At 43.1% G+C, this 26247-nt stretch carries 23 protein-coding genes; 7 read left to right on the top strand and 16 right to left on the bottom strand.

From position 1 onward, the window contains the following. Positions 1-999 (bottom strand): quinone oxidoreductase family protein, encoded by a 999-nt coding sequence (locus tag ABIB50_RS21555; protein WP_429383186.1) that lies wholly within the window; start codon positions 997-999, stop codon positions 1-3. Between the two features lie 89 nt (positions 1000-1088). After that, positions 1089-1700 (bottom strand): superoxide dismutase, encoded by a 612-nt coding sequence (locus ABIB50_RS21550; RefSeq protein WP_429383184.1) that lies wholly within the window; start codon positions 1698-1700, stop codon positions 1089-1091. Between the two features lie 288 nt (positions 1701-1988). On the opposite strand from ABIB50_RS21550, the gene ABIB50_RS21545 reads away from it, so the two are divergent. After that, on the top strand, positions 1989-4208 hold the full coding sequence (locus tag ABIB50_RS21545) for an ATP-binding protein (protein ID WP_429383183.1): 2220 nt from the start codon (positions 1989-1991) through the stop codon (positions 4206-4208). A 4-nt stretch (positions 4209-4212) separates the two neighbouring features. Here the strand turns inward: ABIB50_RS21545 and ABIB50_RS21540 are convergent, their stop codons facing one another. The 3 genes from ABIB50_RS21540 to ABIB50_RS21530 form a co-directional block, all read right to left on the bottom strand. Beyond that, positions 4213-4773: a biliverdin-producing heme oxygenase gene (locus ABIB50_RS21540; protein ID WP_429383181.1), complete on the bottom strand. Its 561-nt coding sequence runs from the start codon at positions 4771-4773 to the stop codon at positions 4213-4215. A gap of 32 nt (positions 4774-4805) precedes the next feature. After that, positions 4806-5273, bottom strand: coding sequence for a nucleoside deaminase (locus ABIB50_RS21535; RefSeq protein ID WP_429383179.1), 468 nt, complete (start codon positions 5271-5273; stop codon positions 4806-4808). A 118-nt stretch (positions 5274-5391) separates the two neighbouring features. Continuing rightward, complete coding sequence (locus ABIB50_RS21530) at positions 5392-5727, bottom strand: tRNA-binding protein (protein ID WP_429383461.1); 336 nt, start codon at positions 5725-5727, stop codon at positions 5392-5394. A 124-nt stretch (positions 5728-5851) separates the two neighbouring features. Here ABIB50_RS21530 and ABIB50_RS21525 point away from each other — a divergent pair, with 124 nt between their 5' ends. Further along, positions 5852-6256, top strand: coding sequence for a hypothetical protein (locus ABIB50_RS21525; RefSeq protein WP_429383177.1), 405 nt, complete (start codon positions 5852-5854; stop codon positions 6254-6256). On the opposite strand, the gene serS is transcribed toward ABIB50_RS21525, so the two are convergent. Then, positions 6257-7528 carry a serine--tRNA ligase gene (serS, locus tag ABIB50_RS21520; protein WP_429383175.1) on the bottom strand — a complete coding sequence of 424 codons (1272 nt, stop codon included), beginning with the start codon at positions 7526-7528 and terminating at the stop codon, positions 6257-6259. Between the two features lie 123 nt (positions 7529-7651). On the opposite strand from serS, the gene rsmI reads away from it, so the two are divergent. The 4 genes from rsmI to ABIB50_RS21500 all read left to right on the top strand — a co-directional run bounded on the left by rsmI (position 7652) and on the right by ABIB50_RS21500 (position 11028). Next, positions 7652-8380 carry a 16S rRNA (cytidine(1402)-2'-O)-methyltransferase gene (gene rsmI, locus ABIB50_RS21515; protein WP_429383173.1) on the top strand — a complete coding sequence of 243 codons (729 nt, stop codon included), beginning with the start codon at positions 7652-7654 and terminating at the stop codon, positions 8378-8380. 31 nt (positions 8381-8411) lie between these two features. Further along, entirely contained in the window at positions 8412-8948 is a 537-nt protein-coding gene (locus ABIB50_RS21510) for a DUF1572 family protein (protein WP_429383171.1), read from the top strand. Between the two features lie 121 nt (positions 8949-9069). Continuing rightward, positions 9070-10713: an apolipoprotein N-acyltransferase gene (lnt, locus tag ABIB50_RS21505; protein ID WP_429383169.1), complete on the top strand. Its 1644-nt coding sequence runs from the start codon at positions 9070-9072 to the stop codon at positions 10711-10713. Positions 10714-10725: 12 nt separating this feature from the next. Continuing rightward, on the top strand, positions 10726-11028 hold the full coding sequence (locus ABIB50_RS21500) for a GIY-YIG nuclease family protein (protein WP_429383167.1): 303 nt from the start codon (positions 10726-10728) through the stop codon (positions 11026-11028). Between the two features lie 59 nt (positions 11029-11087). Here ABIB50_RS21500 and ABIB50_RS21495 read toward each other — a convergent pair whose 3' ends face one another. Genes ABIB50_RS21495 through ABIB50_RS21470 form a run of 6 tightly spaced genes read right to left on the bottom strand, consistent with a single transcriptional unit; the run spans position 11088 to position 18412 of the window. Then, a complete protein-coding gene (locus ABIB50_RS21495; RefSeq protein WP_429383165.1) occupies positions 11088-11945 on the bottom strand; it encodes an N-acetylglucosamine kinase in 858 nt (285 codons plus the stop codon). Continuing rightward, the gene (locus ABIB50_RS21490; protein WP_429383163.1) at positions 11942-12319 is read right to left on the bottom strand and encodes a response regulator; all 378 of its coding nucleotides are present in this window, start codon (positions 12317-12319) and stop codon (positions 11942-11944) included. Before ABIB50_RS21490 ends, ABIB50_RS21495 begins: the two co-directional genes overlap by 4 nt. Positions 12320-12351: 32 nt before the next feature. Next, on the bottom strand, positions 12352-13674 hold the full coding sequence (locus tag ABIB50_RS21485) for a TolC family protein (protein ID WP_429383161.1): 1323 nt from the start codon (positions 13672-13674) through the stop codon (positions 12352-12354). Positions 13675-13677: 3 nt separating this feature from the next. Next, positions 13678-16800, bottom strand: a complete 3123-nt coding sequence (locus ABIB50_RS21480; protein WP_429383159.1) for an efflux RND transporter permease subunit — start codon at positions 16798-16800, stop codon at positions 13678-13680. A 12-nt stretch (positions 16801-16812) separates the two neighbouring features. Continuing rightward, the gene (locus ABIB50_RS21475) at positions 16813-17898 is read right to left on the bottom strand and encodes an efflux RND transporter periplasmic adaptor subunit (protein ID WP_429383157.1); all 1086 of its coding nucleotides are present in this window, start codon (positions 17896-17898) and stop codon (positions 16813-16815) included. A 13-nt stretch (positions 17899-17911) separates the two neighbouring features. Next, positions 17912-18412, bottom strand: a complete 501-nt coding sequence (locus ABIB50_RS21470; RefSeq protein WP_429383156.1) for a MarR family winged helix-turn-helix transcriptional regulator — start codon at positions 18410-18412, stop codon at positions 17912-17914. Positions 18413-18486: 74 nt separating this feature from the next. On the opposite strand from ABIB50_RS21470, the gene ABIB50_RS21465 reads away from it, so the two are divergent. Further along, entirely contained in the window at positions 18487-20286 is a 1800-nt protein-coding gene (locus ABIB50_RS21465; RefSeq protein ID WP_429383154.1) for a M61 family metallopeptidase, read from the top strand. 140 nt (positions 20287-20426) lie between these two features. On the opposite strand, the gene ABIB50_RS21460 is transcribed toward ABIB50_RS21465, so the two are convergent. The 4 genes from ABIB50_RS21460 to ABIB50_RS21445 form a co-directional block, all read right to left on the bottom strand. Then, the gene (locus ABIB50_RS21460; protein WP_175269474.1) at positions 20427-20582 is read right to left on the bottom strand and encodes a lmo0937 family membrane protein; all 156 of its coding nucleotides are present in this window, start codon (positions 20580-20582) and stop codon (positions 20427-20429) included. 119 nt (positions 20583-20701) lie between these two features. Further along, on the bottom strand, positions 20702-21283 hold the full coding sequence (locus ABIB50_RS21455) for a ferritin-like domain-containing protein (protein ID WP_429383151.1): 582 nt from the start codon (positions 21281-21283) through the stop codon (positions 20702-20704). A 181-nt stretch (positions 21284-21464) separates the two neighbouring features. Then, positions 21465-22235, bottom strand: coding sequence for a Ku protein (locus ABIB50_RS21450; RefSeq protein ID WP_429383150.1), 771 nt, complete (start codon positions 22233-22235; stop codon positions 21465-21467). 83 nt (positions 22236-22318) lie between these two features. After that, entirely contained in the window at positions 22319-26059 is a 3741-nt protein-coding gene (locus ABIB50_RS21445) for a S8 family serine peptidase (protein ID WP_429383148.1), read from the bottom strand. Between the last annotated feature and the right edge of the window lie 188 nt (positions 26060-26247).

The raw sequence follows: 26247 nt of genomic DNA, 5'->3' as shown, positions 1-26247 counted from the left end.
TTACGATATCTTAAGCACTATTTTACCAAACTGTGCCGATCTTTCCATCCGGGCAATAGCCGTTTTAGCATCGGCTAAAGGGAAAACCTCGTCGATAACAGGTACGATCCGGTACTTGTCGACAATGTTCAGCATGGCCTCAAATTCGGCAACGGTCCCCATCATGGAACCCGACAGCGTTAATTGCTTGTAAAAAAATCTGCGGGCATTAAAAGCCGGAAAATCGCCGGCGGTGCCGCCAAAAGTCACAATATGCGCGCCCGGTTTACATATATCGGGTATTTTGGCAAAGCCTTCGCCTAAGGCACTGTCTATCACTACGTCAAAACCTCCGGCTAACTGCTGCAATTGCGTATCCCAATCTTCATCTTTATAGTTTACACCAGCTATAGCACCTAATTCTTTGGTCAGCGCTATTTTCTCTGCCGAGCCTGAGGTGGTATAAACTTCGCAACCTGCCGCAACGGCCCACTGTATTAAAAACGTCCCGGTGCCACTGCCCGCGCCAATTATTAAAACTTTGTCGCCTGCTTTTGCATGGCCCTTGGTAAACAAGGCACGGTAAGCGGTTAATCCCGCAAGCGGGATGGCGGCAGCCTGTTCCCAGCTTAAATGCGCCGGTTTAGGATACAGGTATTCGGCTTTAACTTTTACGTATTCTGCAAAGGTGCCGTCTTCGGGTAAACCCAATATCTTAAAATCCTTACCCTGGAACTCGTCGCTTGCACCGTAATCATGGCTTGGGTTAATGATAACTTCCTTGCCTGCCAGGCCGGCGTCTACACCCTCACCAACTTCCGCTACAATACCCGCACCGTCAGACCCTAAGATGGTTGGGTATTTAATACCGCCGTATTTGCCTACAGTTATCCAGTAGTCGCGGCGGTTTAGGGCTGCGGCTTTTACCTGTACCAAAACTTCGCCGGCTTGCAGCACCGGTTTATTAACTTCTTTATATACGATAGGATTTTCGGCACTTTCAAGTACGATAGCTTTCATGGGGATGTAATTAAATGCAAAATGCGGAAGTTCAAATGCGAATTGTTATCATTCAGCATTCAACCTTCCGCATTCCGCAGTATTAAAAATTATGCTATTGCTTTCGCGTACAACTCAGACACATGTGCCCAGTTGATAACGTTCCAGATAGCCGCCAGATAATCAGGGCGGCGGTTTTGATATTTTAAGTAGTAAGCATGCTCCCAAACATCAATACCTAAAATTGGCGTGCCTTTTACTTCGGCAATATCCATTAATGGGTTGTCCTGGTTAGGGGTTGAAGTTACAGCCAGTTTTTTATCGGCAGTAACAATTAACCAAGCCCAGCCTGATCCGAAACGGGTAGCACCCGCGTCAGATACCTTAGTTTTAAACTCGCCGAATGAACCGAAAGTGCTTTTTATAGCATCGGCCAAAGCGCCTGTTGGTTCGCCGCCGCCGCTTGGCGAAAGCAACGTCCAGAACAAAGTGTGGTTATAATGGCCGCCACCGTTGTTGCGCACAGCAGGTGGGAATTTTGAGATGTTTTTAATGATGTCATCAATATTACCATCAGCCTCTGGCTTACCTTCTAACGCTTTGTTTAGGTTGGTAACGTAAGCATTGTGGTGTTTGCCATGGTGGATCTCCATGGTCAATTTATCAATGTGCGGTTCTAATGCATCAGTAGCATAAGATAACGCCGGTAGTGTGAATGCCATAATTGCTATTTTAAAGTTTTAAATTGTTGTGGAACAAATATAATACGCTAATATGGTTTTTTGTTCTAAAATAATGTCATGTTTTTTATAGTTATGCCTATTAACATGCTGCGGCAAAATTCATGAAAACTATTATAGGTGTGTTTGGTTGTAAAAAAATCGATACGTTTAACTAAGCAGCCGATTACTACACAATTTTTAATTTATATCATAGTTAATATTTAATTATAATTAAATTATTAATTTAGAACAAAAAAAAATAGAGCAACCACACCCACCTCTACAAGAATGACAAATATTATTGACCTTAACAATTGCGACACCGAACCAATACATATTCCAGGGCAAATACAATCGCACGGATTTTTGATAGCTATTGATTCTGCCTGTATCATTAAATTTCACAGTGAAAACATCACCGAATTTTTGCCCGGTCTGCCCCCTAACTTATTGGGCCGGCCCATACACGATATTGAATCGCTGATTGGCGCCAACGAGCCGCCTGATTTTATTAACCAGCTGATAAGCTTTGGCCGCAGCAATAAAAGTTTTGATCAAACCAACCCGTTTAGCACAGACATACAGGGCACGCCGTTTTATTTGATTATTAACGTATCCGGCCCGTTTTATTTACTGGAGTTTGAGCCTGTAACGTCTGATCTTAAAAACGATTTGCAGCGCATGATAGCCCGCTCGATATCAGAAATGCTGGCCGATAAGGACTTGAACAACCTTTTAAATAATACCGCCTTACAGGTAAAAAATATTATCGGGTATGATAGGGTGATGATCTACCGCTTCGCGGATGACCGCCATGGCGAAGTTATTGCAGAAGCAAAAGATGACGACCTTGAACCATGGTTGGGCCTGCACTACCCGGCATCTGATATCCCCAAACAGGCACGCGAACTTTATAAGCTTAACCTTACCAGGTTGATAGCAAACGTACATACCACACCTGCAAAAATTATCACCACCAAACAGTTAAGCGGCGATGGCCCGCTTGATCTGACTCACTCGCAGTTACGCGCGGTATCGCCAATGCATATCCAGTATTTAATAAATATGGGGGTCAATTCCAGCTTTAGTATCTCGCTGATTTACAAAAAAGAGCTTTGGGGACTAGTAGCCTGTCATAATTATTCGCCGCGGTTTATTGATTACAGGGCGCGCGATTCGGCAAAGCTGATCGGGCAGATCTTGTCGTCGGCATTAGAGTTCAGGCAGGATGAGGCCAACCAGCATTTACAGGATAAATTTACCGCCAATGTAAACGTGCTTTCCAGGAACATGCTTAAAAACAACAGCATTGAAGATGCTTTAACGCTTAATGATGTTAATGTAATGCATGCTACCAATGCCACCGGGGCTGCTTTGATTTATGAGAACAATGTTATTAAATTAGGCAAAACGCCTAATGATGAGCAGCTGTTATTACTAATAAATTGGATTAAAGCTAACGTTACAGACACTTTTTATTATACCAATGAACTACCCTATATATTCCCCGGGGCAGATGCCTTTAAAAAGGCAGCCAGCGGAATTTTGGTTTTAACACTATCTGCAGAGTTATCAGAGTATATCATCTGGTTTAAACCTGAGCGGTTGGGGGTTGTAACCTGGGCAGGAAACCCTGACAAGCCGGTAGAAACGGCGGCTGATGGGTCATTAAAAATATCTCCCCGCCACTCGTTTGATGCTTGGTCACAGGAAGTGTCGGGCAAATCAGAACCCTGGGGCGATGAAGAGATTAAATCTGTTACCCGTTTACGCACTGAAGTTAGTTATGCCATAAATCAGAAGGCCGGTGCTATACGTACGCTTAACGAGCGTTTAAAGCAGGCCTATGAAGAGCTGGATACTTTTAGCTATACCATATCACACGATCTTAAAAACCCGTTGTCAACCATAAAAGGATATGCGCAAGTATTGGCGCGCGACCCTGACATTCACCCACGGGCGCAAGAAGTTTTGTCGAAAATTGACAATAGGGTTAACCGCATGAATTTAATGATAAACGAGGTGCTGGAATACTCGCGCATTGGCCGGATTGAGCTAAAACCTATTAAGGTTGAAGTTGCCGGCATACTTGACGATCATATTAAAGATCTTAAAATAGCCTTCAACGCCGATCACGCAAAAATCACTATTAAAAACACGCCTGCAGTGCAGGGCGACCCGACTATGGTATCGCAGGTATTTGCCAACCTTTTGAGTAATGCGGTTAAATATAGTTTACCATCCGGCCGGCCCGAGGTAGTTATAGACGCGATAGATAATGAGTCGGAAATAACTTATACTATTAAGGATAACGGTGTAGGTATAGACATTAAACAGCTACCGTACGTATTTGAGCTATTTAAACGAATGGACAACGTGCAGCACATTGAAGGCACCGGCGTTGGCCTGGCCATAGTTAAACGCATTGTAGAAAAACACAACGGCAAGATCTGGGTAGATAGTAAACCTGGCGAAGGCTCGACGTTTTTTGTATCCTTTAAAAAATAGCGGGCTATTTTTCCAGCCAGGTTTTAAATTTTGCGAAGGTGTCATTTGCGGCGGCAATGATTATCTGTTGGTCTGCAGGGGTATTTGCGACTTTATTCAGCAGCTCTTTAAAGACGCCCCACCTCTGGTACATATCATCGCCATAGCCATTGAAAAATGATAACCCTTTACCTTCAGGCAGAGGCAAATGCTGTTGCACCATTTTACTGATGATCTGCCCGCCAAGGGTGGATCCTTCAATTACATATAAAGCGCCAAAAGCCTGGAGATAGTTATCTATTTCCGGCAACTCGTTATTGGTAGCTGTTTGCGGGACAGTGCCACCCAAAGCTTTTATATCATCGGCCAACGCTTCGCTTTTACGGCGATCCTCATAATCGGCCAGGTTTGATTGGTTGATGTAGCGCGTTATCTGTTGTTCAAGCCCGCCGAAGTATCCGTAAAAAGACGAGAGTATGTTAACGTAATCCTGCACAGAACGCATGCTTTTCATTTTACCTACTAATATCTTTTCGGTTTGCTGGTGGTTGGCTAAAGTGGCTTCTTTAATTTCTTCTGTGAACATTTACACTAAAGATTTATATAGGATAAAATGTTTTATCTCTTGCTCTTAAAAAAGTTCCGCACCAGTTCCGAACATTCATTTTCGCGGATGCCGCCGGTGATAATGGTTTTAGGGTGGGTTATCTTTTGATTCAATCTGCCAAAGCCCAGCCGGGTATCATAAGCCCCAAAAACAATCTTACCTATCTGGAACCAGTAGCTTGCACCGGCGCACATTACACAAGGCTCTAAGGTTACGTACAGTGTGCAGTCCTTTAAATATTTACCGCCCATAAAATTGGCAGCAGCGGTTAGCGCCTGCATTTCGGCATGGGCCGATACATCATTTAACCGTTCGGTTAAATTATGCCCGCGGCCAATGATCTTGCCCTGGCAGGTAACTATAGCACCAATAGGGATCTCATCTTCGGCCAAAGCCAGTTTAGCTTCCTTGAGCGCCTCGTTCATGAAAAAATCGTCGGGCGATAAGGCGGGTTCATCGCCAAAAGTTACGTATCTCATTTAGCCCCCTCTAAATCTCCCCCGGAAGGGGAGACATTTTTATTTAATTTTTTCAAACTCATATTATTTTTTTTGAGCCATTTTAAGTCCTCCCTACCGGGGAGGATTTGGGAGGGGCTTAAACCAATTTACTTCCGTTAGGCACCACCTTATCAATTGCTGTTAAAACGATATCGCCGTTCTCGTCGGCAAAGCCGGTCACCAAAAATTCCGACATAAAATTGGCAATTTGCTTTTTAGGAAAGTTCACCACCCCTACAATTTGCCTCCCAACTAATTCTTCTTTCGTATAATGCCTGGTGATCTGGGCGCTGGACCACCTGACCCCGAACCCGCCAAAGTCAACTTTTACTTTGTAGGCAGGCTTACGCGCTTCGGGGAAATCAGTTGCCTCAAGTATGGTCCCTACCCTTAATTCTACTTTTTCAAAATCGTTCCAGGTAATGGTTTCCATAGTTGAATTTACTTTATCAGACACAAATATAATTTATTTGAAATACCGCAATAAGCCAAGCTGCAATAAGCATGTAACAATTTGATTTTAATTGTCGTATAAAGCAAATATCACAATTAAACTGATGATGCAAACTCAACCCAAGCCGTTACTTGTAGTTACACAAAATGCAACCAGTATTGTAATCCCCGCCAGGAAGACCAGCGTACATATTGATGATGCACGCCGTATATTCCCGGCTATACATGAGCTACAACCCACCGGTATAATTCTCGACTATGATTTCCTGGGCGACGATACAGAAAAGATCCTGCGCCGTTTAAGTTCCAACCCATTTTACAGCAAGCTGAAGATCTATTGTTATAAATCGCGCCCCCATACTAAAGTAGACGGACTTTTAACCGTATTAGGTGTGCAGCATTTTATCTATCCCGAAACCGCTAAGCAGGCCAAAACAAGTGCCGCTACAAAAGTGCTAAGTTATTTACTGGATAGTGCAGTAGCTACCAAACTTGCCGACGCGAGCTAATTAGTCGATCCACTCAAATTTTGTATAAGGCACTAATGCCTCGGGTATTTTAATGCCCTTATCCGTCTGGTTATTTTCTAACAGCGTTGCAACAATACGCGGCAAAGCCAATGCGCTGCCATTTAAAGTATGTGCCAGTTGTGTTTTACCTTCGGCATTACGGAAACGTAATTTTAAGCGGTTACTCTGAAAAGTTTCGAAGTTTGATACCGACGATACCTCCAGCCAGCGTTGCTGCGCAGCGCTCCAGGTTTCCATATCATAAGTTAAGGCTGATGCAAAACCCATGTCGCCACCACAAAGGCGCAATACACGGTAAGGCAAACCTAATTTTTGTAACAGCCCCTGTACATGCAGGCTCATTTGCTCCAATACATCGTATGATGTTTCGGGGTTTACTACCTGTACTACCTCTACCTTATCAAACTGGTGCAAACGGTTTAACCCACGCACATGCGCGCCGTATGAGCCCGCTTCGCGGCGGAAGCAAGGCGTATGCCCGCAATTTTGTACCGGAAGCTCATCAGCCTTTAAAATCACATCGCGGTATAGGTTGGTAATAGGCACTTCGGCAGTCGGGATCAGGTACATATTGTCTTCGTTAACAAAGTACATCTGCCCTTCCTTATCAGGCAACTGCCCGGTACCAAAGCCCGATGCTTCGTTAACCATCAGCGGTACGCTTACTTCTTTATAGCCCGCTTTCTCGGCTTCGTCAATAAAAAAGTTGATGAGCGCGCGTTGCAGTTTTGCACCCTTATTGGTATAAACCGGGAAACCAGCGCCGGTTATTTTAACACCCAGTTCAAAGTCTATCAGTTTATATTTTGCGGCCAGCTCCCAGTGCGGTAAAGCGTTGGCGGGTAGCTGGGGTATAGCGCCATTCTCCAACACCACCTCGTTTTCCTCGGGCGTTAAGCCTTTGGGTACTGATGAATGCGGCAGGTTAGGTAACAATACCAGCTTTTGATAAAGATTATCTTCTATCGCAGCCAGCTCTTCGTTATATTTCTTTATATCTTCTTTCCAAACGCCGGTTTTTGCTTTAACGGCTTCGGCTTCGTCCTTTTTGCCGTTGCGCATCAGTTCGCCTATTTGTTTTGCGGCTGCATTTGCTTCTGCGGAAGTGTTATCCAATTTTACCTGTGTTTGTCGACGCGAATCATCCATCCGGATAATTTCGTCGACCAAACCAGCCTGTTTAAAATTTTTTACAGCTAAACGTTCTAAAACCTGTTCCCTGTTATCGCGGATATAACTAACTTGCAGCATATTTTTAATTTTAGACAAAGATATAATGAGTTATGAGTTATGTGTAGTGAGTTATGAGTTTTTTATCATTCATAATAACCTGAAATAGCTACTCACAACTCAGCACTCTAAACTCACAGCACAATGCCCGGCAAACTATACCTTGTACCCACACCCATAGGCAATCTGGAAGATATGACCTTCAGGGCCATACGCGTTTTAAAAGAGGCCGATTTGATACTGGCCGAAGATACCCGCACCTCGGCACCTTTGCTGAAATATTTCGATATCCAGAAAAAGGTTTTCGCGCACCATCAGCATAACGAGCATCAAAGCTCTAATGAGATCATTAAGTTTTTGTTGCAGGGACAAAACATCGCCTTGATATCAGACGCGGGTACGCCTGCCATATCCGACCCGGGGTTTTTCCTGGTGCGCGAGGCTTTGAAGTTTAACATAGCTATTGAATGCCTGCCCGGCGCCACGGCCTTTGTGCCGGCGTTGGTTAACTCGGGTTTCCCTACCGATAAGTTTTGTTTTGAAGGCTTTTTGCCCTTGAAAAAAGGGCGCCAAACACGCTATAAGTTTTTGGCTGAAGAAGAGCGCACCATTATACTTTATGAGTCGCCGCACCGTTTGTTAAAAACGCTTGACGAGATGGCTACCCATTGGGGTGCAGACAGACAGATCTCCGTATCGCGCGAGCTGACCAAAATGTTTGAGGAAACTGTGCGCGGTACGGTGACCGAAGTTAAAACCTATTACGAAACACATCCCGCGAAAGGCGAGTTTGTGATCTGTGTAGCGGGAGCTTTGCCCGCCGAAAACGATAAAAAGAAAAAGAAGTACGGTGATGACGAGGAGGAGGATTAACTATATATGATGATTTTACTCAATTTAAATTATGATGGATACTTACCTAAACAGTGTTAAAAAACAGCTTCAGTATTATAAATCAGTTGGCGAAAAAACCATGGCCCAGTTAAAAGATGAGGATCTTTTTTGGGTTTATAATGCCGAAAGCAACAGCATAGCTATAATTGTGCAACACCTTTGGGGTAATATGCTTAGCCGCTGGACCAATTTTTTAACCAGCGACGGCGAGAAAGAATGGCGCAACCGCGACCTTGAATTTGAAAGTGTGATTAACACCAAAGAAGATTTAATGGAGAAATGGAACGCCGGCTGGCAATGCGTGTTCGACGCGCTTGACACGTTAAAACCCGAAGATTGGGATAAAACCATTTATATCCGTAACGAACCGCATAGCGTTGTTGATGCCATAAACCGGCAGCTGGCGCATTACCCTTACCATGTCGGGCAGATAGTTTTTATTGGTAAGATGGCGGCATCAGACTGGAAAGCGCTGACTATCCCAAAAGGAAACTCGCAGGCGTTTAATGCGGAAATGTTTGGTAACCCGACAACAACATTCAAATAAAAGTATGTCATTGCGAGCGAAGCGGGGCAATCGCAAGTAGAAAAGCGTGGTACATGCACAGTTCGCGATTGCCGCGTTCGTTCCTCACTCGCAATGACAAAAAGGTAATTATATATTTATAATGAAAAGAAACATCCTCCTATCCCTATTTTCCGGCTTATTACTTTGGTTAGCCTGGCCGCCTATGCACTACACCACCGTGTTTTTGTTTTTTGGTTTGGTGCCTATGCTGGTAGCGATGGAAAACATTATCAACTCAACCTCGACCAAAAAAGGCAAGCTGATATTTAACACTACTTTCCTGGGCTTTTTTGTTTGGAATACCCTGAGCATATATTGGGTGTATAATGCTTTGAAAATGATTGGCGAGGTGGTGGCTGTACCTGTTACGCTGATACCTTATGCATTGGGTCCGTTACTAATGGCAACGGCATGCTGGCTGTATTACCGGCTGCGGTTAGCAACCAATCGTACACTTGCGTTAGTGGGATTGGTTTGTTTCTGGATAGGTTATGAATACCTGCACCAAAGCTGGGACCTCAACTTCCCGTGGATGACATTGGGTAATGGCTTTGCCACCATGCACCAATGGGTACAATGGTATGAATATACCGGCGTATATGGCGGCACCATCTGGATCTGGGCCATCAATATCCTTGTGTTTTTAGTTTATATAGGCTTACGCGAGGCGCAGACTAAGGCGGTAAGGCAAAAATTAATTGTCGCACTAATTGCTGTTTTGGCATTGCCGTTAGGGTTTTCATTATACCAGTATACGCATTATGAGGAACAGGTAAATCCATCCAACATTGTGGTTGCGCAGCCTAATATTGACCCGTATGCCAAAAACGGCGATATCCCTACGGCACAGCAAATAGCTATTTTAACTAAACTATGCGACTCTGTAGGGCAGGTTAATACCGAGTTTTTTATCTGGCCCGAAACTGCCATCACTGATGTTATGGATGAGGATCATATCCGCACCAACAATTATTTTATGCAGGCGCAGCATTTTTTAAGCAAGTACAAAAATGGTAATTTGATAACCGGGGCGGAAACTTATAAGCTGTACAGTACCAACCCACCAAAAACTGCCACCCTGTTACCCGACGGTCAGTTTATGGATCGTTATAGTACTGCATTAAATATCGAAAACTCTGCACAGGTACAGTTTTACCATAAATCGAAACTGGTACCTGGTGCCGAGTCCCTGCCGTTTGAGCATGCTCTCTCGTTTTTAAAACCGGTGTTTGCGCATTTGGGCGGCGCTACCGGCAACTATACCGGCCAGGATGTACCAACCAACCTTTATGCCGCAAGCGGCATTGGCGCTGCGCCTGTTATCTGTTACGAGTCTATCTGGGGCGAATGGGTTGCACGGTCGGTGCGTAACGGGGCGCAGTTTATTGCCATTATAACCAATGATGGCTGGTGGGAAAACACGTCGGGTAAAGACCAGCATTTGGATTATGCCAAATTGCGTGCTATTGAAACCCGCCGTTGGGTTTGCCGATCGGCTAATACGGGTATCTCGGCTTTTATTAACCAGCGCGGCGATATTGTGCAGCAAAGTAAATGGTGGGTTAAAACAGCACTTAAACAGGACATCAACCTAAATTCTGACCTGACCTTTTATGTTCGATACGGCGATTACCTGCCTAAAGCCGGTAGTTTTTTTGCAGTGCTGGGTATATTGTTTGTGGGAGTGAAAATAAAACTTAAAAAACCTGTCATTTCGAAACGAGGTACGAGTGAGAAATCTTAAACGTGCGAACGGATGTGGAACTATAACTTTTATGTATATATAACAACCAACCCAGAAAAAACAGTTCTGTACATCGGTGTCACCAACGACCTAATCAGGCGATTGCATGAGCATACCGAAAACAAGGGCGACGCTAAAACATTTGCCGGCAAATACTATTGCTATAATTTAGTTTATTTTGAACATTATACTCATATAGGGTACGCTATTGAACGCGAAAAACAGTTAAAGAAATTGCGACGCGAAAAGAAAGATGCGTTAATTGACGATTTTAATCCTGAGTGGAAGTTTTTAAACACTGAAGTAAGTGAATGATGCGAGGCGTATAAGATTTCTCACTCGTACCTCGTTTCGAAATGACAGAGAGGGATGATTTACTTCCCTCCTTCCCTACTCAAAATAAACGCTAACAGATCATTTATAGGTGCCTTAATGATCTTGCCGATGTGGATATCCTGCGTTTTGGCAAGGGCTTTTAGCTCTTCCTCAAAAACAAAGGCAATAGACCCTACAAAATGGCTTTTAAAGTTATGGTATTCGGGATATGATTTAATATTGGTATCAATAAACTCCTGCAATCCTTTATTTATAAGGTCGCTGCCGTATTCGGTTTTACGGATGATGTTAAAAAACCGCGCGAACGAAGCCAGGTATGAATTAGGGCTTGGTTTCTGGTAAACGTTCTGTATAACCTCTTCTTTTGTTAACTCGTAAGTATTTTTAAAGAGGTTATGAATTTCTTCGGGCATTAACCCGTACAGGTAGTCGGTTATCAGCGCTTTGCCAAACCAGGTGCCCGAGCCTTCATCGCCTAAAATAAAGCCAAGCCCATGTTTGCCCGAGTGGATCTCCTCGCCATCAAAAAAAGAAATATTTGAGCCGGTGCCTAACACGCAGCACAAACCCTTCTCGTGCCCGCAGGTGGCGTATGCCGAACCTAACAGATCACTGTCAACACTTATGTATGCTTTGCTAAAAAATACGCTCAGTGCGTTCGATACGATCTCATGCCGGTCTGGGCTTGAGCAACCTGCGCCAAAAAAATAAACCTCTTTTACCTCGGCACCAAAAGCCACCAAATCAGGGGCTTGGTCCTGCAGTATTTTAACTATTTCTTTTTCTGATAAAAAGTAGGGGTTTAACCCGGGGGTTCTGAACGCCGTGGCGTCCTTCCCCGGTTGCTTAAGTAACCAATCTGTTTTTGTTGATCCGCTATCCGCAACTAAGATCATGGTAATTCTTCGAGTATTTTATGGGTAAGCGGCTTGTGGATGAAGTGGGTAATGTATTTATTGTCTGTCGATCTTTTAATATCAGTAGGATCAAATGATGAGGACAACAGGAAGATCTTAATACCGGTTTTGTCTATAGCTAATTTGTCGTAGGCATCCAAAAACTCAAATCCACTCATTAACGGCATCCGTATATCCAGGAAAATCACGTCGGGTTTGATCTCGCCTTTGCCTAATTGCTCGATAGCTTCAGTAGGCGATTCGGTTACAATTATGTTCTCAGCAAATTTACTACTTTCCAAAATGCGGCGCGTAACAAAGTTATCGATATAATTATCGTCAACAAGTAAACATGTTTTGTAAGATCCAGCCATTTTTGTACCATCAAAAATAACTAAATATTTGATTATTGAATATTTAAGTTATTAGTTATTTGCTTTAAAGTTATTTCGGCCACTTTGGATTGGTATTGGGCGGCAAAAAAAGTGGATTGTGCATCGAGGTAGTTTCGTTGCGCTTCGCGGATCTCTAAAGGTGTGATGGTTCCTATTTTATATTTGTCTAATGATATCTCCAGGTTACGCTTGGCTATAGCTACGTTTGATTGCCCCAGCTTTACCAGGTCAAGGCCTGACAGGTAACTTACATACAAGCTGCTTATCTGTGCTTCAACATTTAAACGGGCCTGCTTTACGTCTACTACGGCGTTGTCTATCTGTATTTTAGCATTACGTTCTTTGCGGGTTTGGTTAAATCCGTCGAAAATATTGATCGATGCGGTTAATCCATAGTTTAATCCGCGGGCATCCTGCACCTGGGTAAAACCGGCGGGGGTTTTGTTGTGGCTCCAGGTATAACCTGCGCCAACACCAACTGTAGGATAGCGGGTAGCCTGCACCTGCTTTAAGTTAATATCGGCAATACGCTTATTAATTTGTGCCGATATAATAGTGGGGTTTTGAGTTTGCGCACTGCTAATAACGTCGCCTAAACGCAGGTTGTTATCTACAACAATAGTATCGGCTACGGTAAAGTCGGTTTGCAGGTCGCGTACCATTAATTGGTTCAGTTTTATTTTTGAAGTTTCAAACTGTTGTTGAAGCTTTAAATATTGAGCGGTATCTGTATTTAAGCTTACCTGTGCATTCAACACATCAAGCTTAGATACCGTGCCCACGCTAAATTTATCATTAGCATATCTTAATTGCGTGCGCGATATAGCCATTACACCCAATTGTGCTTTCATCTGCTCGTACTGGTTTATCAGATCATAATAAGTTAGTATTACATCGCCGGTAGTGCTTAAAACGGTGTCGTGGGTACTAACTGCACTTAGCTCATTTAACTGTTTAAGCTGATCGTAATTGGCAAACATGGCAAAGCCGTCAAAAATTGTCCAGTTAAGTGCCGGGCCATAGCTTAAGCTGCTGTTTTTTGCACTTGGGATGGTAACACTGGTACCGTCTGACTTTGTTTGAACGATATGTTGGCGGCTGTTATTTTGGCTAAGGTTACCTGTAACAGAAGGTAAGAACCCGGCGTTGCCAATAGTAACATTATTTTGCGCTATGGCATTATTGTTTTTAGCCAATACAATATTGTAGTTGTTCTTTAAAGCTATTTCAACCGCCTCCCTTAAAGTTAACAAAGGGGCTGTTTGTGCCTTAACTGTGGCTATTACTGCCATATAGCAACAAAGCAAGCAAGCTAATTTTTTTAGTTTCATCATTGCCTATTCGTTTTCAATCAGTTTTACTTTCTTCTTTTTCTTACCTGTCTCATCAGGGTCTTCAGCATCAGGGTCCTTACGTGTTTTTGAGGCAATAAGCATATACATTGTAGGGATAACATATAATGTCAACACCAGCGAAAACAACATCCCGCCAATAATAACAATACCTAATGATACCCGACTTTTTGCACCCGCACCCAAAGCCAATGCAATTGGTACAGAACCTAATACTACAGCCAGGCTCGTCATCAATATCGGGCGTAAACGGGCAGTTGCAGCTTCAATAACGGCTTCGTATTTATTCAAACCATGTTCCATCTTCTGGTTAGCAAACTCAACAATTAATATACCGTTTTTGGTTACCAGCCCCACTAGGGTAATAATACCTATCTGGCTAAAGATGTTTAACGACTGGTTGAACAACCAAAGTGATAAATAAGCCCCTGCTACCGCCAACGGCACGGTAAGCATTACAATTACCGGATCTTTAAAACTCTCAAACTGTGCGGCAAGTACCAGGTATATCAGCAATAGCGCGAAGATGAACGCAAACATAATATTGGATGCGCTCTCGGCAAAATCCCTGGATGCGCCGCTTAATGAAGTGCTAAACGTTTCGTCGAGGGTTTCTTTAGCAATACGGTTCATCTCGTCTACACCGTCGCCTATGGTATGGCCCGGGGATAAACCGGCCTGGAAGGTAGCCGATTTAAAACGGTTAAAGTGATAAATTGATGGCGGTGTCGCATCTTCATCAACTTTTACCACGTTATCTAATTGTATCAGCCTGCCTTTATCGTTTCGCACGTAAATAGTCTTTAAGTCAAGCGGCTGGTCGCGGTTAGCCCTGTCAACCTGGGCCACTACCTGGTATTGTTTACCGTTTAATAAAAAGTAAGCTACCCGGCCGGCACTGTAATATAATTGCAGGGTTTGGGCGATATCTGATACAGAAACACCCAGATCGCGTGCACGTTCTCTGTCGGTGATCACCCTTAACTCAGGCTTTGTAAATTTCAGGTCAACATCTGGTGTTACAAAAACCGGACTTTTGCTTACCTTATCAAAAAAGTCGGGCAGTACCTTGCGTAACTTTTCAAAATTCTGGTTTTGCACTACAAACTGCACCGGTTGCGAACTGCGCCCACCACCGCCACTTATTGTTTGCTCTTGCGATACATTGATCCTTACATCAGGGAAACGACTTACTTTTTTTGTAAGCCAGTCGGCTATGTCCTGTTGCGAACGAACACGTTCGCCGGGTGGAACCAAGCCTATACGCCCAAAACCACTATTTACCGCGCCACTACCGCCACGGCCTGCAGCTACTATCTCGATATTAACATTTGCTTCGGGGATAGAGTCGGCAATAACATCAGAAAGAGCATCCATATTCCTGGTCATGAACTCGTACCCGGCCCCCTCTGCCCCGGTTACATTATAACGCAGCTGGCTTTTATCATCAAGCGGGGCTAACTCTGATGGTATAGCGCCATTCAATCCCCAGATAATACCTATCGATCCTACTAATATCACGATCGCTATCCAGCGATGTTTCGTAAAGTTAACCAATGATTCGGTGTATGAGTTGGTCATGTTCACGAAGAACGGCTCAGTTCTTTCGTAGAATTTAGATTTTTTTGAATCTTTACGAATCAGCTTAACATTCAACATCGGTGTTAATGACAACGATACAAAAGCCGATATCAATACCGAACCCGCGACGACCACCGCAAATTCGCGGAACAAACGACCGGTAAAGCCCTGTAGAAACATGATAGGTAAAAACACCGCTGCCAGTGTTATAGACGTAGATACTACCGCGAATAAGATCTCCGCAGAACCCTCGAACGCTGCTTTACGAATAGCCATGCCCTGTTCTACCTTCTTATAGATATTTTCCGTCACCACTATACCGTCATCCACCACCAGGCCCGTAGCCAGTACTATACCCAGCAGCGTTAATATGTTAATTGAATAACCGAAAATGTACATCAGGAAAAAAGCTCCTATCAGGGATACCGGTATATCTATCAGCGGGCGGAAAGCTATGAGCCAATCGCGGAAGAACAGGTAAATAATAATTACAACCAGTATAAATGATATGCCTAAGGTTTCCTCAACCTCTGTTATAGACTGATTGATAAATTTGGTATTATCAGTTAGCACCTTTACATGGATATCAGGCGGAAGGTCTTTTTTAAGTTGCTCAAATCGTTTATAAAAATCTTTAGCTATTTGTACATAATTGGCACCCGGCTGTGGCACAATTGATAATGCCACCTGTAGCGCACCCGATTCCTTAAAAGCAGTTTCTTCATTAGCCGAACCTAAAATGGCGTAACCAATATCGCGTAAGCGTATTACCCGGTTACTGTCTGCGCGGATAATCAGGTCATTAAATTCTTTTTCGGTACTCATTTTACCAATAGCCCTGATAATAAGCTCGGTATTGTTGCCCTCAATTTTACCGGCGGGAAGCTCTACGTTTTCCCTGTTAAGGGCGTCGGTAATCTCGGTAGCGGCAAGGCCCAGGGCCGATAGTTTTGCAGGATCTATCCATAAACGCATAGCGTACTGGCGTTGCCCCTGTATGTTAATAGCACTTACACCGGGTATGGTTTGCAAGCCTTCCTGCAACACGTTTTCGGCGTAATCATTAACCTGCATAATGTTACGTTTATCACTGGTTATAGATACCGTGATAATATTATCGGCGTTAGCATCGGCCTTGGTAACTACGGGCGGTGCGTTAATATCCTGTGGTAACTGGCGCTGTGCCTGGCTTACCTTATCACGTACGTCATTAGCCGCGGTTTCCAGGTCGGCATCAAGGTCAAACTCCACCGTGATATTACTTGACCCAACCGAGCTGGAAGATGATATATTACGGATACCCGGCACGCCGTTGATAGCTTTCTCTAACGGCTCGGTAATTTGCGATTCGATTACATCGGCGTTCGCGCCCGAGTAGCTGGTGCTAACAGATATAATTGGCGGATCGATCGAAGGAAAGTCACGGATACCTAAAAAGTTATAACCTATAACACCGAACACCACAATTACGATAGACATAACTGTAGCCAATACGGGCCTTTTTATACTAACTGAGGATAAACTCATATACCAGGCTGCTTATTTAATTACTTTAATTATTTTCAACGGAACTTTAGGGCGCATCTGCATAATACCCGATACTACAACACTGTCGCCAGGTTTTAAACCGCTTATTATTTGTATTTTGCTGGCGGTGCGCAAGTCGGTTTTTACTGGTTTGGCCACTGCCTTTCCGTTATGGTATACGTATACTACGCTGCTTTTCAAATCGGGCACTACACATTCTGTAGGTACCATAATGGTTTTAGGTATTTGGTCAAGCTCAAGGTTTATCTTGGCAAAGCTACCTGCAGTAAGCAAACCTTTAGGGTTATCGGCCTTCGCCCTAACCGTTATGGTACGCGAGTTAACATCAATTGATGGCTCGATAGCATAAACTGCCGCCTTAAATTTTTGCTCGGAGCTGGTTACAGTAAAACTAACTTTGGTGCCCTTGCTAACCAGCTGCAAATATTTTTCAGGAACAGAAAAAGTAACTTTTGCCGGGTCGATATTTACCAGCGTTGCTATAGATGTATTGGGCGATAAATAGCCGCCCGGGCTTACATTACGCAAACCAATGGTGCCAGAGAATGGTGCCCTTACTTCGGTTTTAGATATTTGTGCTTTTAAAACATCGCTTTGCGCCTTTAAAGTATTAAGGCCCGTTAGAGATGTATCATACTCCTGCTGGCTTATTGCCTCTTTTTGTAATAATACTTTGTTGCGATATTCGTTTTGTTTGGCAAGTGCTATCTGGTAATCGTTTTGCTTTAAGGCAGCAACCTGGTCCTTGTCATACACCTTAACCAATAGCTGGCCTTTTTTTACATGGCTGCCTTCGGTAAAGTATATACCGGTAATATTGCCCGCGGTTTCGCTTATCAGGCTAACCCTTTCGTTAGCGTCTATCGTTCCGGTTATGTCAATATTATTGTCGAGCGTAGTATCTTTAACTATCATCAGCCTCACAGATACCGGGCCGTTGCGCCCTTTACCCTTAGCGCCTTTACCTTTGGTATTAGCCGCATCTGCTTTTTTGGCCTTGGCGCTAAAAAACTTATTGTAAACTAAAGCGCCGACAACCAATGCCAGCAAAATGTATATAATATACCTGGTTTTCATATCCTGATAGTAATTAGCTAATTGTAGTTTCTTTAATATTAAATTCCACTAAGTTGTTTTTCATTTTATTTAACACGCTTTCAAATATTTGCATATCATGTGCAGATATGTCTTTGGCTGCGCTGCAGTTCATATGTTCAAAAGCCTCAAGTATATGCGGTACCGCTTTTTTAGCTTTTGCTGTAACACCTAATAAATGTTGTCTTCTGTCTTGGGGGTTAATTTGGCGGTAAACAAAGCCTTTGTCGGTAAGCGTATCAATAATTTTTACGATGATGGATTTATCCTTCCCCAGCTTTTCGGCAAGAGCCTTTTGGGTGAGCTCGCCATCGTGATAACAAATCACTGTTAAAGCGTAATAATACTTATCCATGTCCAGGTGCTCCATCTGGTTGCTTAATACGGCCAGGTATGCTTTACCTAAAACAATTAGCTTACGCGATATTGGTTCTATTAATTCCACTTGTATAATGTTGGCTGTAAAGTAAATGGTTATGAAAGTTAATAGTTGCATGTATCAACCATTTTACAACAAATTTTTAATAATGGCATATCGGCCTAAACAGCAAAATTTTATAAATTGCAGCCATGAAAAAAATTAAATTATCAGTTATTTTTTCTTTAACCCTACTTTTTATGGCTACTACCGGTAATGCTGCAGATAGCGCTGGCATAACTTATACTGTATCTTTTCCTGAAGCGCAAGCACATTATGCCGATGTAGAAATGAAGTTAACAGGGTTAAAACAAAATACTTTAGAACTTAAAATGCCGGTTTGGACACCGGGATCATACCTTGTACGCGAGTTTCAACGGAACATAGAAACGTTGAGTGTTACCGCTAATGGTAAAGAAATTGCGACAACCAAAACACGCAAAAACATCTGGCAGCTTAATACCACGGGTATTACAGATCTTATTGTAAAATATCGCGTTTATGCTTTCGAGATCTCGGTACGCACCAGCTTTATTGATGCAAGGCACGGCTTCCTTTCATCACCTGATATTTTTATCTATCCGGGCAATATGTTACAAACGCCTTCAACTGTCCATATCATTCCTTATAAAGGATGGACCAGCGTATCAACCAGTTTAGAAAAAGTAAATGGTGATAGCTTTACACGCTACTCGCCCAATTATGATATTCTTTTCGATTCGCCCATTGAGGTTGGCAACCAGGATATTTTTGGTTTTAATGTTGGCGGGGTAGCTTACGAGGTTGCTATGGTTGGCGGCGGCAGTTATGATAAAGAGCGCCTTAAAAAGGATCTTACTAAAGTTATTGAGCAGGAAGTAGCTATCTATGGCGAAAATCCTAACAAACATTACACCTTTATCGTACATAATTATTTAAAGGGCGGGGGCGGCCTGGAGCATTTAAGCTCGACCGTACTGGGTGCCTCGCGCGATGCTTATGCAACCGAAAGTGGTTATGAAAACTTTTTAAGCCTGGCGGCACATGAGCATTTTCACTTATGGAACGTAAAACGCCTGCGCCCGATTGCATTGGGTCCGTTTGATTATGATAACGAGAATTACACCACTAATTTATGGATAGCCGAAGGCTTTACTGCTTATTACCAGGACATCATTGTGCGCCGAACACAATTGTACACGCCCGAGAATTATTTAAATATTTTAGCTACGGAGATAAATCAGTTGGAAAACCAGCCGGGTGTTAAGTTTCAAAGCCTGTCGGCGTCAAGTTATGATGCCTGGATAAAAGCTTATCGGCCTAATGAAAACTCGGCAAACAATACTATATCTTATTACACCAAGGGCGCTTTGGTTGCCTTGCTGCTTGACCTGGAAATAATTAATGATACCAAAGGCAAAAGCTCGTTAGATGATGTGATGAAGTACATGTATAATGAGTATTACAAAGTAAAGGGCCGCGGCTATACCGATGCCGAGTTTAAACAAGCACTTGAAAAATTTGCCGGTAAAAATCTTGATCAGTTTTATGCTGATTATATTAATGGCCTTACATCAATAGATTACAATAAATATGTAGCTTATGCAGGTTATAAAATCACCGAAGAGTTAGCCGGTAGTAATGACGCAGCTTTGGGCATAACCCGTTACCCGGGTATCCCAAGGGTGATAGTAACGGGCGTAGTACGCAACAGCGCGGCCTGGGTGGATGGTATAAATGTTAATGATGAAATAGTTGATATTGACAGTACGCCAGTACCGGAAACCGGCGATTTGATAGCCGGTAAAAAACCGGGTGATAAAATTATGGTAACCCTGATACGCGACGGCTTAACACAAACCCTGCCGGTAACGTTATTAAAGAGCAACAAAGTAAAATATAAGTTTGAAGAGTTGCCTAACGCTAATGCGCAGCAACTAACTGTTAGAAAGAAATGGTTGACCATTAAATAAAACGAGGGTCATGCTGGAGGCCGTCGAAGCATAGTGGGCGGGCTCTCGCAAACCCTTCAACAAGCTCAGGATTACAACCCGCTTCAAAACAAGAAAGCCGCCCTAAAACCAGGGCGGCTTTTATGTTATTTAATATTTAATTAGAGTGCGGTTGGCCTGCGAATTAAGCCTAATAATAAGGCAATAACTGCAATTACCAGCAATACGTGGATAATGCCACCTGCTGAATACAAAAAGAAGCCTAACGCCCATCCTATTACCAGGATAACCGCTATGATATACAATAGTGAGTTCATAATTTTTTGTTTTTAGTTAATGTTTTCATAGATATAAAGTATAATATCTAATCGGCGTGAAATGTTTTAGAGATTTTAAAATAGTAAAGCCGCTGTATTAAAGCGGCTTTACTATATCGTTATTCTTTTTCGGTGCTTGCGGTTTGATTGATACCGCTTGTAGCAATTTCAGTCAACATACTATCGGCTGTTTTTTCCTCTTGCAATGTTGCTTCCAGCAATTCAACTGCATCATTATAACCTAATACGCCCGCTAAGGTTCTTAATGTTCCGTATGATGCAATTTCATAATGCTCAATTTTTTGAGCGGCTGATATAATACCTGCATCGCGGGTAATGCTGCCGGTTTCAGTTTCTTCAACAATTTCATCGCCTTCTTTTAATAAGCCGGCCATTGCTTCGCATTTTACAGCTACTGCTTTTTCATCTATCGAGCTAAATACTTCCTCTAAACGGGTGATATGATTATCTGTTTCTGTTTTGTGGGCTAAAATCGCTTCACGCAATTCGTTAGACGTTGCCGCTTTTGCCATTTTAGGAAGGGCTTTTGCTAAATGTTTTTCGGCCCAGTAAATATCTTTTAATTCGTCAAGAAACAGTTCGTTCAGGGCTGATTCTGTTACATCTGATGTTTGCTCAGGTGCTTTTGATTTTGTAGCCGGCGATTTTGCTTTAGCCGGAGATTTTGTTGTAGTTGCCATGTTAGTTTTTCATTAAGTTTATCTGTTTGATAAAACACAAACTCAATGCCATCGCTTGCCAATTAATTGAATTTATTAATTACTAACTAATATTAAGTATAAAATATTTATCAAGGAGGACTAACAGATAGCCTTAAGTGTTGTAATTTTTAAACAGTGTGTAGTTAAATCAGTAATTGGGTTATGCGCCTTTTTTAGTTTTCAGGCTTTCCATTAACTGGTCATAAAGATCTGTGCCCGATGTTTTATGCGGCTTTAATTTTTTAACGGTGGCACGTTTGCCTTTTGATTTGGCTTCGATGATTTTTAGCAACGAGTCGTTATACTCATCTTTAAATTTAGACACGTCAAATTTTTCTGAATATTGATCTATCAGCGCGAGGCCCATATCCAGCTCTCTTTTACTGATGTCCATATCTTTGGCAATTTCCAGGTCATCCGTATCGCGGATCTGCTGCCCAAAACGGATGCGGGTAACCACCAGCACATTTTTAACGGGATGTACAATACAAAGGCTTTCGGTACTGCGCAATACAAACCGCGCCAGGCCGGCCTTTTTTGATTTGATGAGTGCCTGCAATAAAAGGCCGTAGGCTTTATTATTTTTAGTATCAGGTTCGGTATAGTATGATGTTTCGTAAAACATGGGGTTAACCTCGTCTACGTCGACAAAACTTTCAATAGTGATGACTTTACTTTTTTCGGGCGCGGCATCTTCAAAATCATGCTCGTCCATTATTACATATTCGTCATCAATCTTATAGCCTTTTACTATTTTATCAAAAGGCACCTCTTTTTTTGTATGCTCGTTTACGCGTTGGTAACGGATCCGCGAGTGGTCGCGGCTATCCAGCATATCAAAATCAAGCGAACTGGTTTGCACTGCCGAAAATAGCTTTACCGGGATGCTTACCAAACCAAAACCAATTGAACCTTTCCAGATAGATCTCATAGCTAATTATTTATATAGCTATAACTTAAAAAAAGCTAAAGGGTTTTAACAGGCTGTATTGTTTGGAAGGAGCAACACCTTCCCTATCGTATTATCAAAATCTTTTTGGCATAGACCTTAGCACCAAGCATGGCTTTTAACATATATGTACCCGGCGGTAAATTACCCACGTTAATTACCGTGCTAAAGTTACCCGCAGCCGCGGTTTGCGTTTTAGTGTAGGCTATACTGCCATTACTGCTTATTAACGACAGTGTTAACTCATCAGCGGTTTTAGCCACAAAAACCACGTTTAGTTGCTTATTTGCCGGTTCGGGGAAGGTAACCAGCTTAATGTCGGTGTCTGTGCCCGGGTGCAGCGCTATAACCGCGTATGCAAAATTATCAGACGGTACGGCACAACCCGTACTTGTAGTTGCAGTTACTTTGTAATTACCGCTTTGCAGCGCGTCGTAAGTTTTACCGTTGGAACCTTCAATTATATTACCATCCAAATACCATTGATTACCTGTTGCAAAGCTTGAGGTTAAAGTAGTGCCGGCCTGGGTTATTATTGGCTTGGACAGGCTTACCGGCAACCGCGCAATTGAGGCGCAGCCCGCACTTTTTAGCTTGATATCATACAGGTAGTAATAAAACTGCCGATAATAAGTGGTGTCGGTGCCGGTAGGAGGCACAGCATCATTACGTTCAATGCTAAACAGATTACCCGCTTTAAACGGATAACCGGTTACGCCGGCATTGTTGCGATATAAAGTAACAGTAGCATCGTAAACCGGGGTTATAGTGTATTTGCCGGCCGCAGGTAATAAAAGGTTGAGGTTATAAACCCTGCCCTGGTCGTTAGGATCATCTGTTAACGCTCCGGCTGCAGGATTGCTGCGTGTAGCGGCAGCGTTTATGGTTGTAGTTGCTACAATTTGTCCGTTTGAATTGGTAACGTTAAAAGTTATTACCCCCGGGTTGCCAATGTACAATCGCGCGCTCTGGATAATCATCGGCACTGCCGTGTAAACATTTATAGCCGGCGAAAACTGGTTGTACCCGCCCCCCGAAAAAACATTTTTAGTGGCTGGCCCCACCGTACCGGTAAAATCATTAAGGCCGGCATAGTAAGTATCATTGACGGGGGTTACAGTGGTCTTTACAGCCGGGCCATAAGCAATTGGTAAAGCATCGGCAATATTTTTATACCAAAACAAAGTACCATCGCCGGTGCCTGATAGTTGATATTGGCTATTGTTTACACAATAATACGCGCTTAAGCTTAGTGGTGCTCCCGGAGTGGTAATAACCGCAGTTTGCGAAACCTGGTTATTAGCGGCAATAGGGTCATTAGCCAAGGCGGTAGCAGCGGTAACGGTATAAGTTGCGCCTGCAATAAAGTTAAAGGTGTTGCTAAAAGTAAAATTATCTTCCTGTAACGGGGTAAGCGTAGCAGTGTAGGTTTCGCTTATAGTTGTTACCGTATTATCAGGCGCCTTTATGGTAACCGTTACCGGGATGTTTGTAATTGCCGCGCCACCATAATTCTTTATGGTTACGGTAATGGCTGTATTACCATTACAGGTACCTGTAGCCAATGGATTAACAATAGCTTTTATACCGGCATCGGTGCTGGTTTTATTGAATATCACCCTGTAATCCTGGGTTTCGCCTTTGGCATACGTGCCACATGGCTGTATTGTGGTAGCATCGTTGGTTTCTGCTAATACTACGCGCATTAAACTATAATTACCGGGGATAACCGTAGTTGGCACAGTAATATTGGCATTATACGTACCGGTAGCATTTATAATATTGGTGGTGGCAACCAGTTCGCCGGCATCAAAGATTCCGTTACCATCCCAATCAATAAATATTTTGGCTGCTTTATTAAAATTGGTCCCGCAGGTACCCAAAGTAATACTTAGCGGATAAGTTTCGCCTTGCTCTAACTGCGCGGTTAGGCTGGTATAATCGCTGTAAGAAGTGCAGCCCGCGGCAGGGGTATTGTTAATGTTTGAGATGGTGAAATTATTAACTCTTGAGTCGGCAGTTGATGCGGGAGCCGATGCACAATAAGGCGCACCGCCTATGCCCGTAACTATCAGCGAATAAGGCTGTGACCCCGATTGTAATGTACCCTTATGCGACACTACAATGGCATAAGTTTTGCCGGGAGTAGCGTTGGCAATAAATACCTGTTCAATATTATCCCTAATGTTATCGCCCCTGGTTGCCGCCACTGATGGATTTAACACATCCAACACCCATGGCGCATTAACTGTCGAGCCATCATTTATCCGCAGGTCAAGATCATTAACTAATTTTGGGGTACGGTTATTAATTACCCCGTCGGTAGTTGCGGTGCCCTGCGGATCTGTCCATGTTATTGTAGCAACTAACGGCCCACTGCCTGATGCCAATATGGTAAGTGTTTGGGGTTGACCTTGTAGCACTGTACTTTCCTTAATTAAGCTTTTGGTATTATTATCGGTAATTACCTGCGTGGCTTTTGGCATGCTTAGCAATCCCCAGCCATAAATATAATCGGGGCCTACGTTACCCGCATCAATTGCGGTATGGCAGGCCAGACCTTTTAGAGTGGCCGAACGCATAAACACGCCACCATTTTTTTGAGCGTAATATTCCTGCAATAAAAGTAACGAGCCGGTAACATTTGGCGCGGCAAATGATGTACCGTCTTCTGAACTATAAGCTGTAGCGTTGGTGCTGCTTGTTGATAAAACGCTCACACCATCAGCCACAACATCCGGTTTAATACGGCCATCATCCGTGGGGCCAATACTACTGAATGATGCTATTTTAATATCGGCGCTGCCGGATGGGCCATTAGGTAATGGATTTACCGCGCCTACGGTTAGTATATTTTTTGCTGTAGCTGTTGTGGGTATAATATCATAGCCCGTATTGCTGCTTATAGTTGCGGGGCGCGGGCCTTTATTAATAAAGGTTGGGTTGGTGCGGCTTGTATACCCGTAGTAAGTTGCCCCAACTGCCGGCCCCCCATAAGCCCGGTTATTGCCCGATGAAGCAACAATTAAATAATAGGGTGCATTATAGGCTATTTTATCATAGGCAGAAGTCCGCGTATCATAAAATCCAAATGTGTAGTCTACCGTGTCGCCAGGTAAACCATACCATTCCCATCTTGATTGTGTTTCATCAAAGTCCCACCCTGCTACGTCGCCATAAGAGTGGTTAGAAAGCAGCAGGTTTGATGCAGCGCGGCCCATTTCGGTTACGTCATTATTAAAATCATAGGATGAAAGGGTATTTATATTATAGGCCATCCCCTGGGCTGCAGCATAAGTACCTTTTGATATCAGTACACCCGCTACGTGTGTAGAGTGGTCTGCAACTGTTGCAGTGTCTTTAAGCGATATGGTTTTGCCGGCAAATTCCTGGTGCGCTTTATAAACCCAGCCGCCATCCCACATAGCCAGTTTATCGTTTAAAAAAGTGCTTGATCCGGATAAATTGAGGCCGGTAGTGCCACCGGGCTGTACCTGGTTTGTGCCGGTAGTGGCCTGTGATGGCGTATTGCCATGGGTAGTTAAGTATCTGGGGAAACCCCGGCTATTTAGGCCCTGCAATGATACCAGGCCACCATTGCGGGTGCGCCTGTTAGTTATCCATCCGCGGGAGGCAGCTTGTGAAAAAGCGCGCTGATGACTTTTTTTATAGGATGTATCGGCTACCGAAGAAACATTGTTAAGCTCTCTTTTTTTGGCATCGGTTACTAATATTTGCTGCCCAAAAACCTGGCTTGCAATTACCATCAAAAAACACAAAATCGTCCCGCGGTAAACTTTATTCATATATCTGTTTAAATGTTGCGTTTAGGCCACCTAAAATAACTAAACAAGTTTCAGCATTTTAAATCATTTAATATAATTTTTTACCCTAAACAGCTGTTTTTTATCGATGAATTTTAACCCCTTGTTTAAACAAAACATGTTTAAACAAAACAGGAGTATGATACATGGCCTGAAAATTGTTAAATGTC

Origin of the sequence: Mucilaginibacter sp. UYCu711 (genome assembly GCF_050433825.1) — a bacterium.
Taxonomy (GTDB): Bacteria; Bacteroidota; Bacteroidia; order Sphingobacteriales; family Sphingobacteriaceae; genus Mucilaginibacter.
This window is presented reverse-complemented; position numbering and strand designations above follow the sequence as displayed.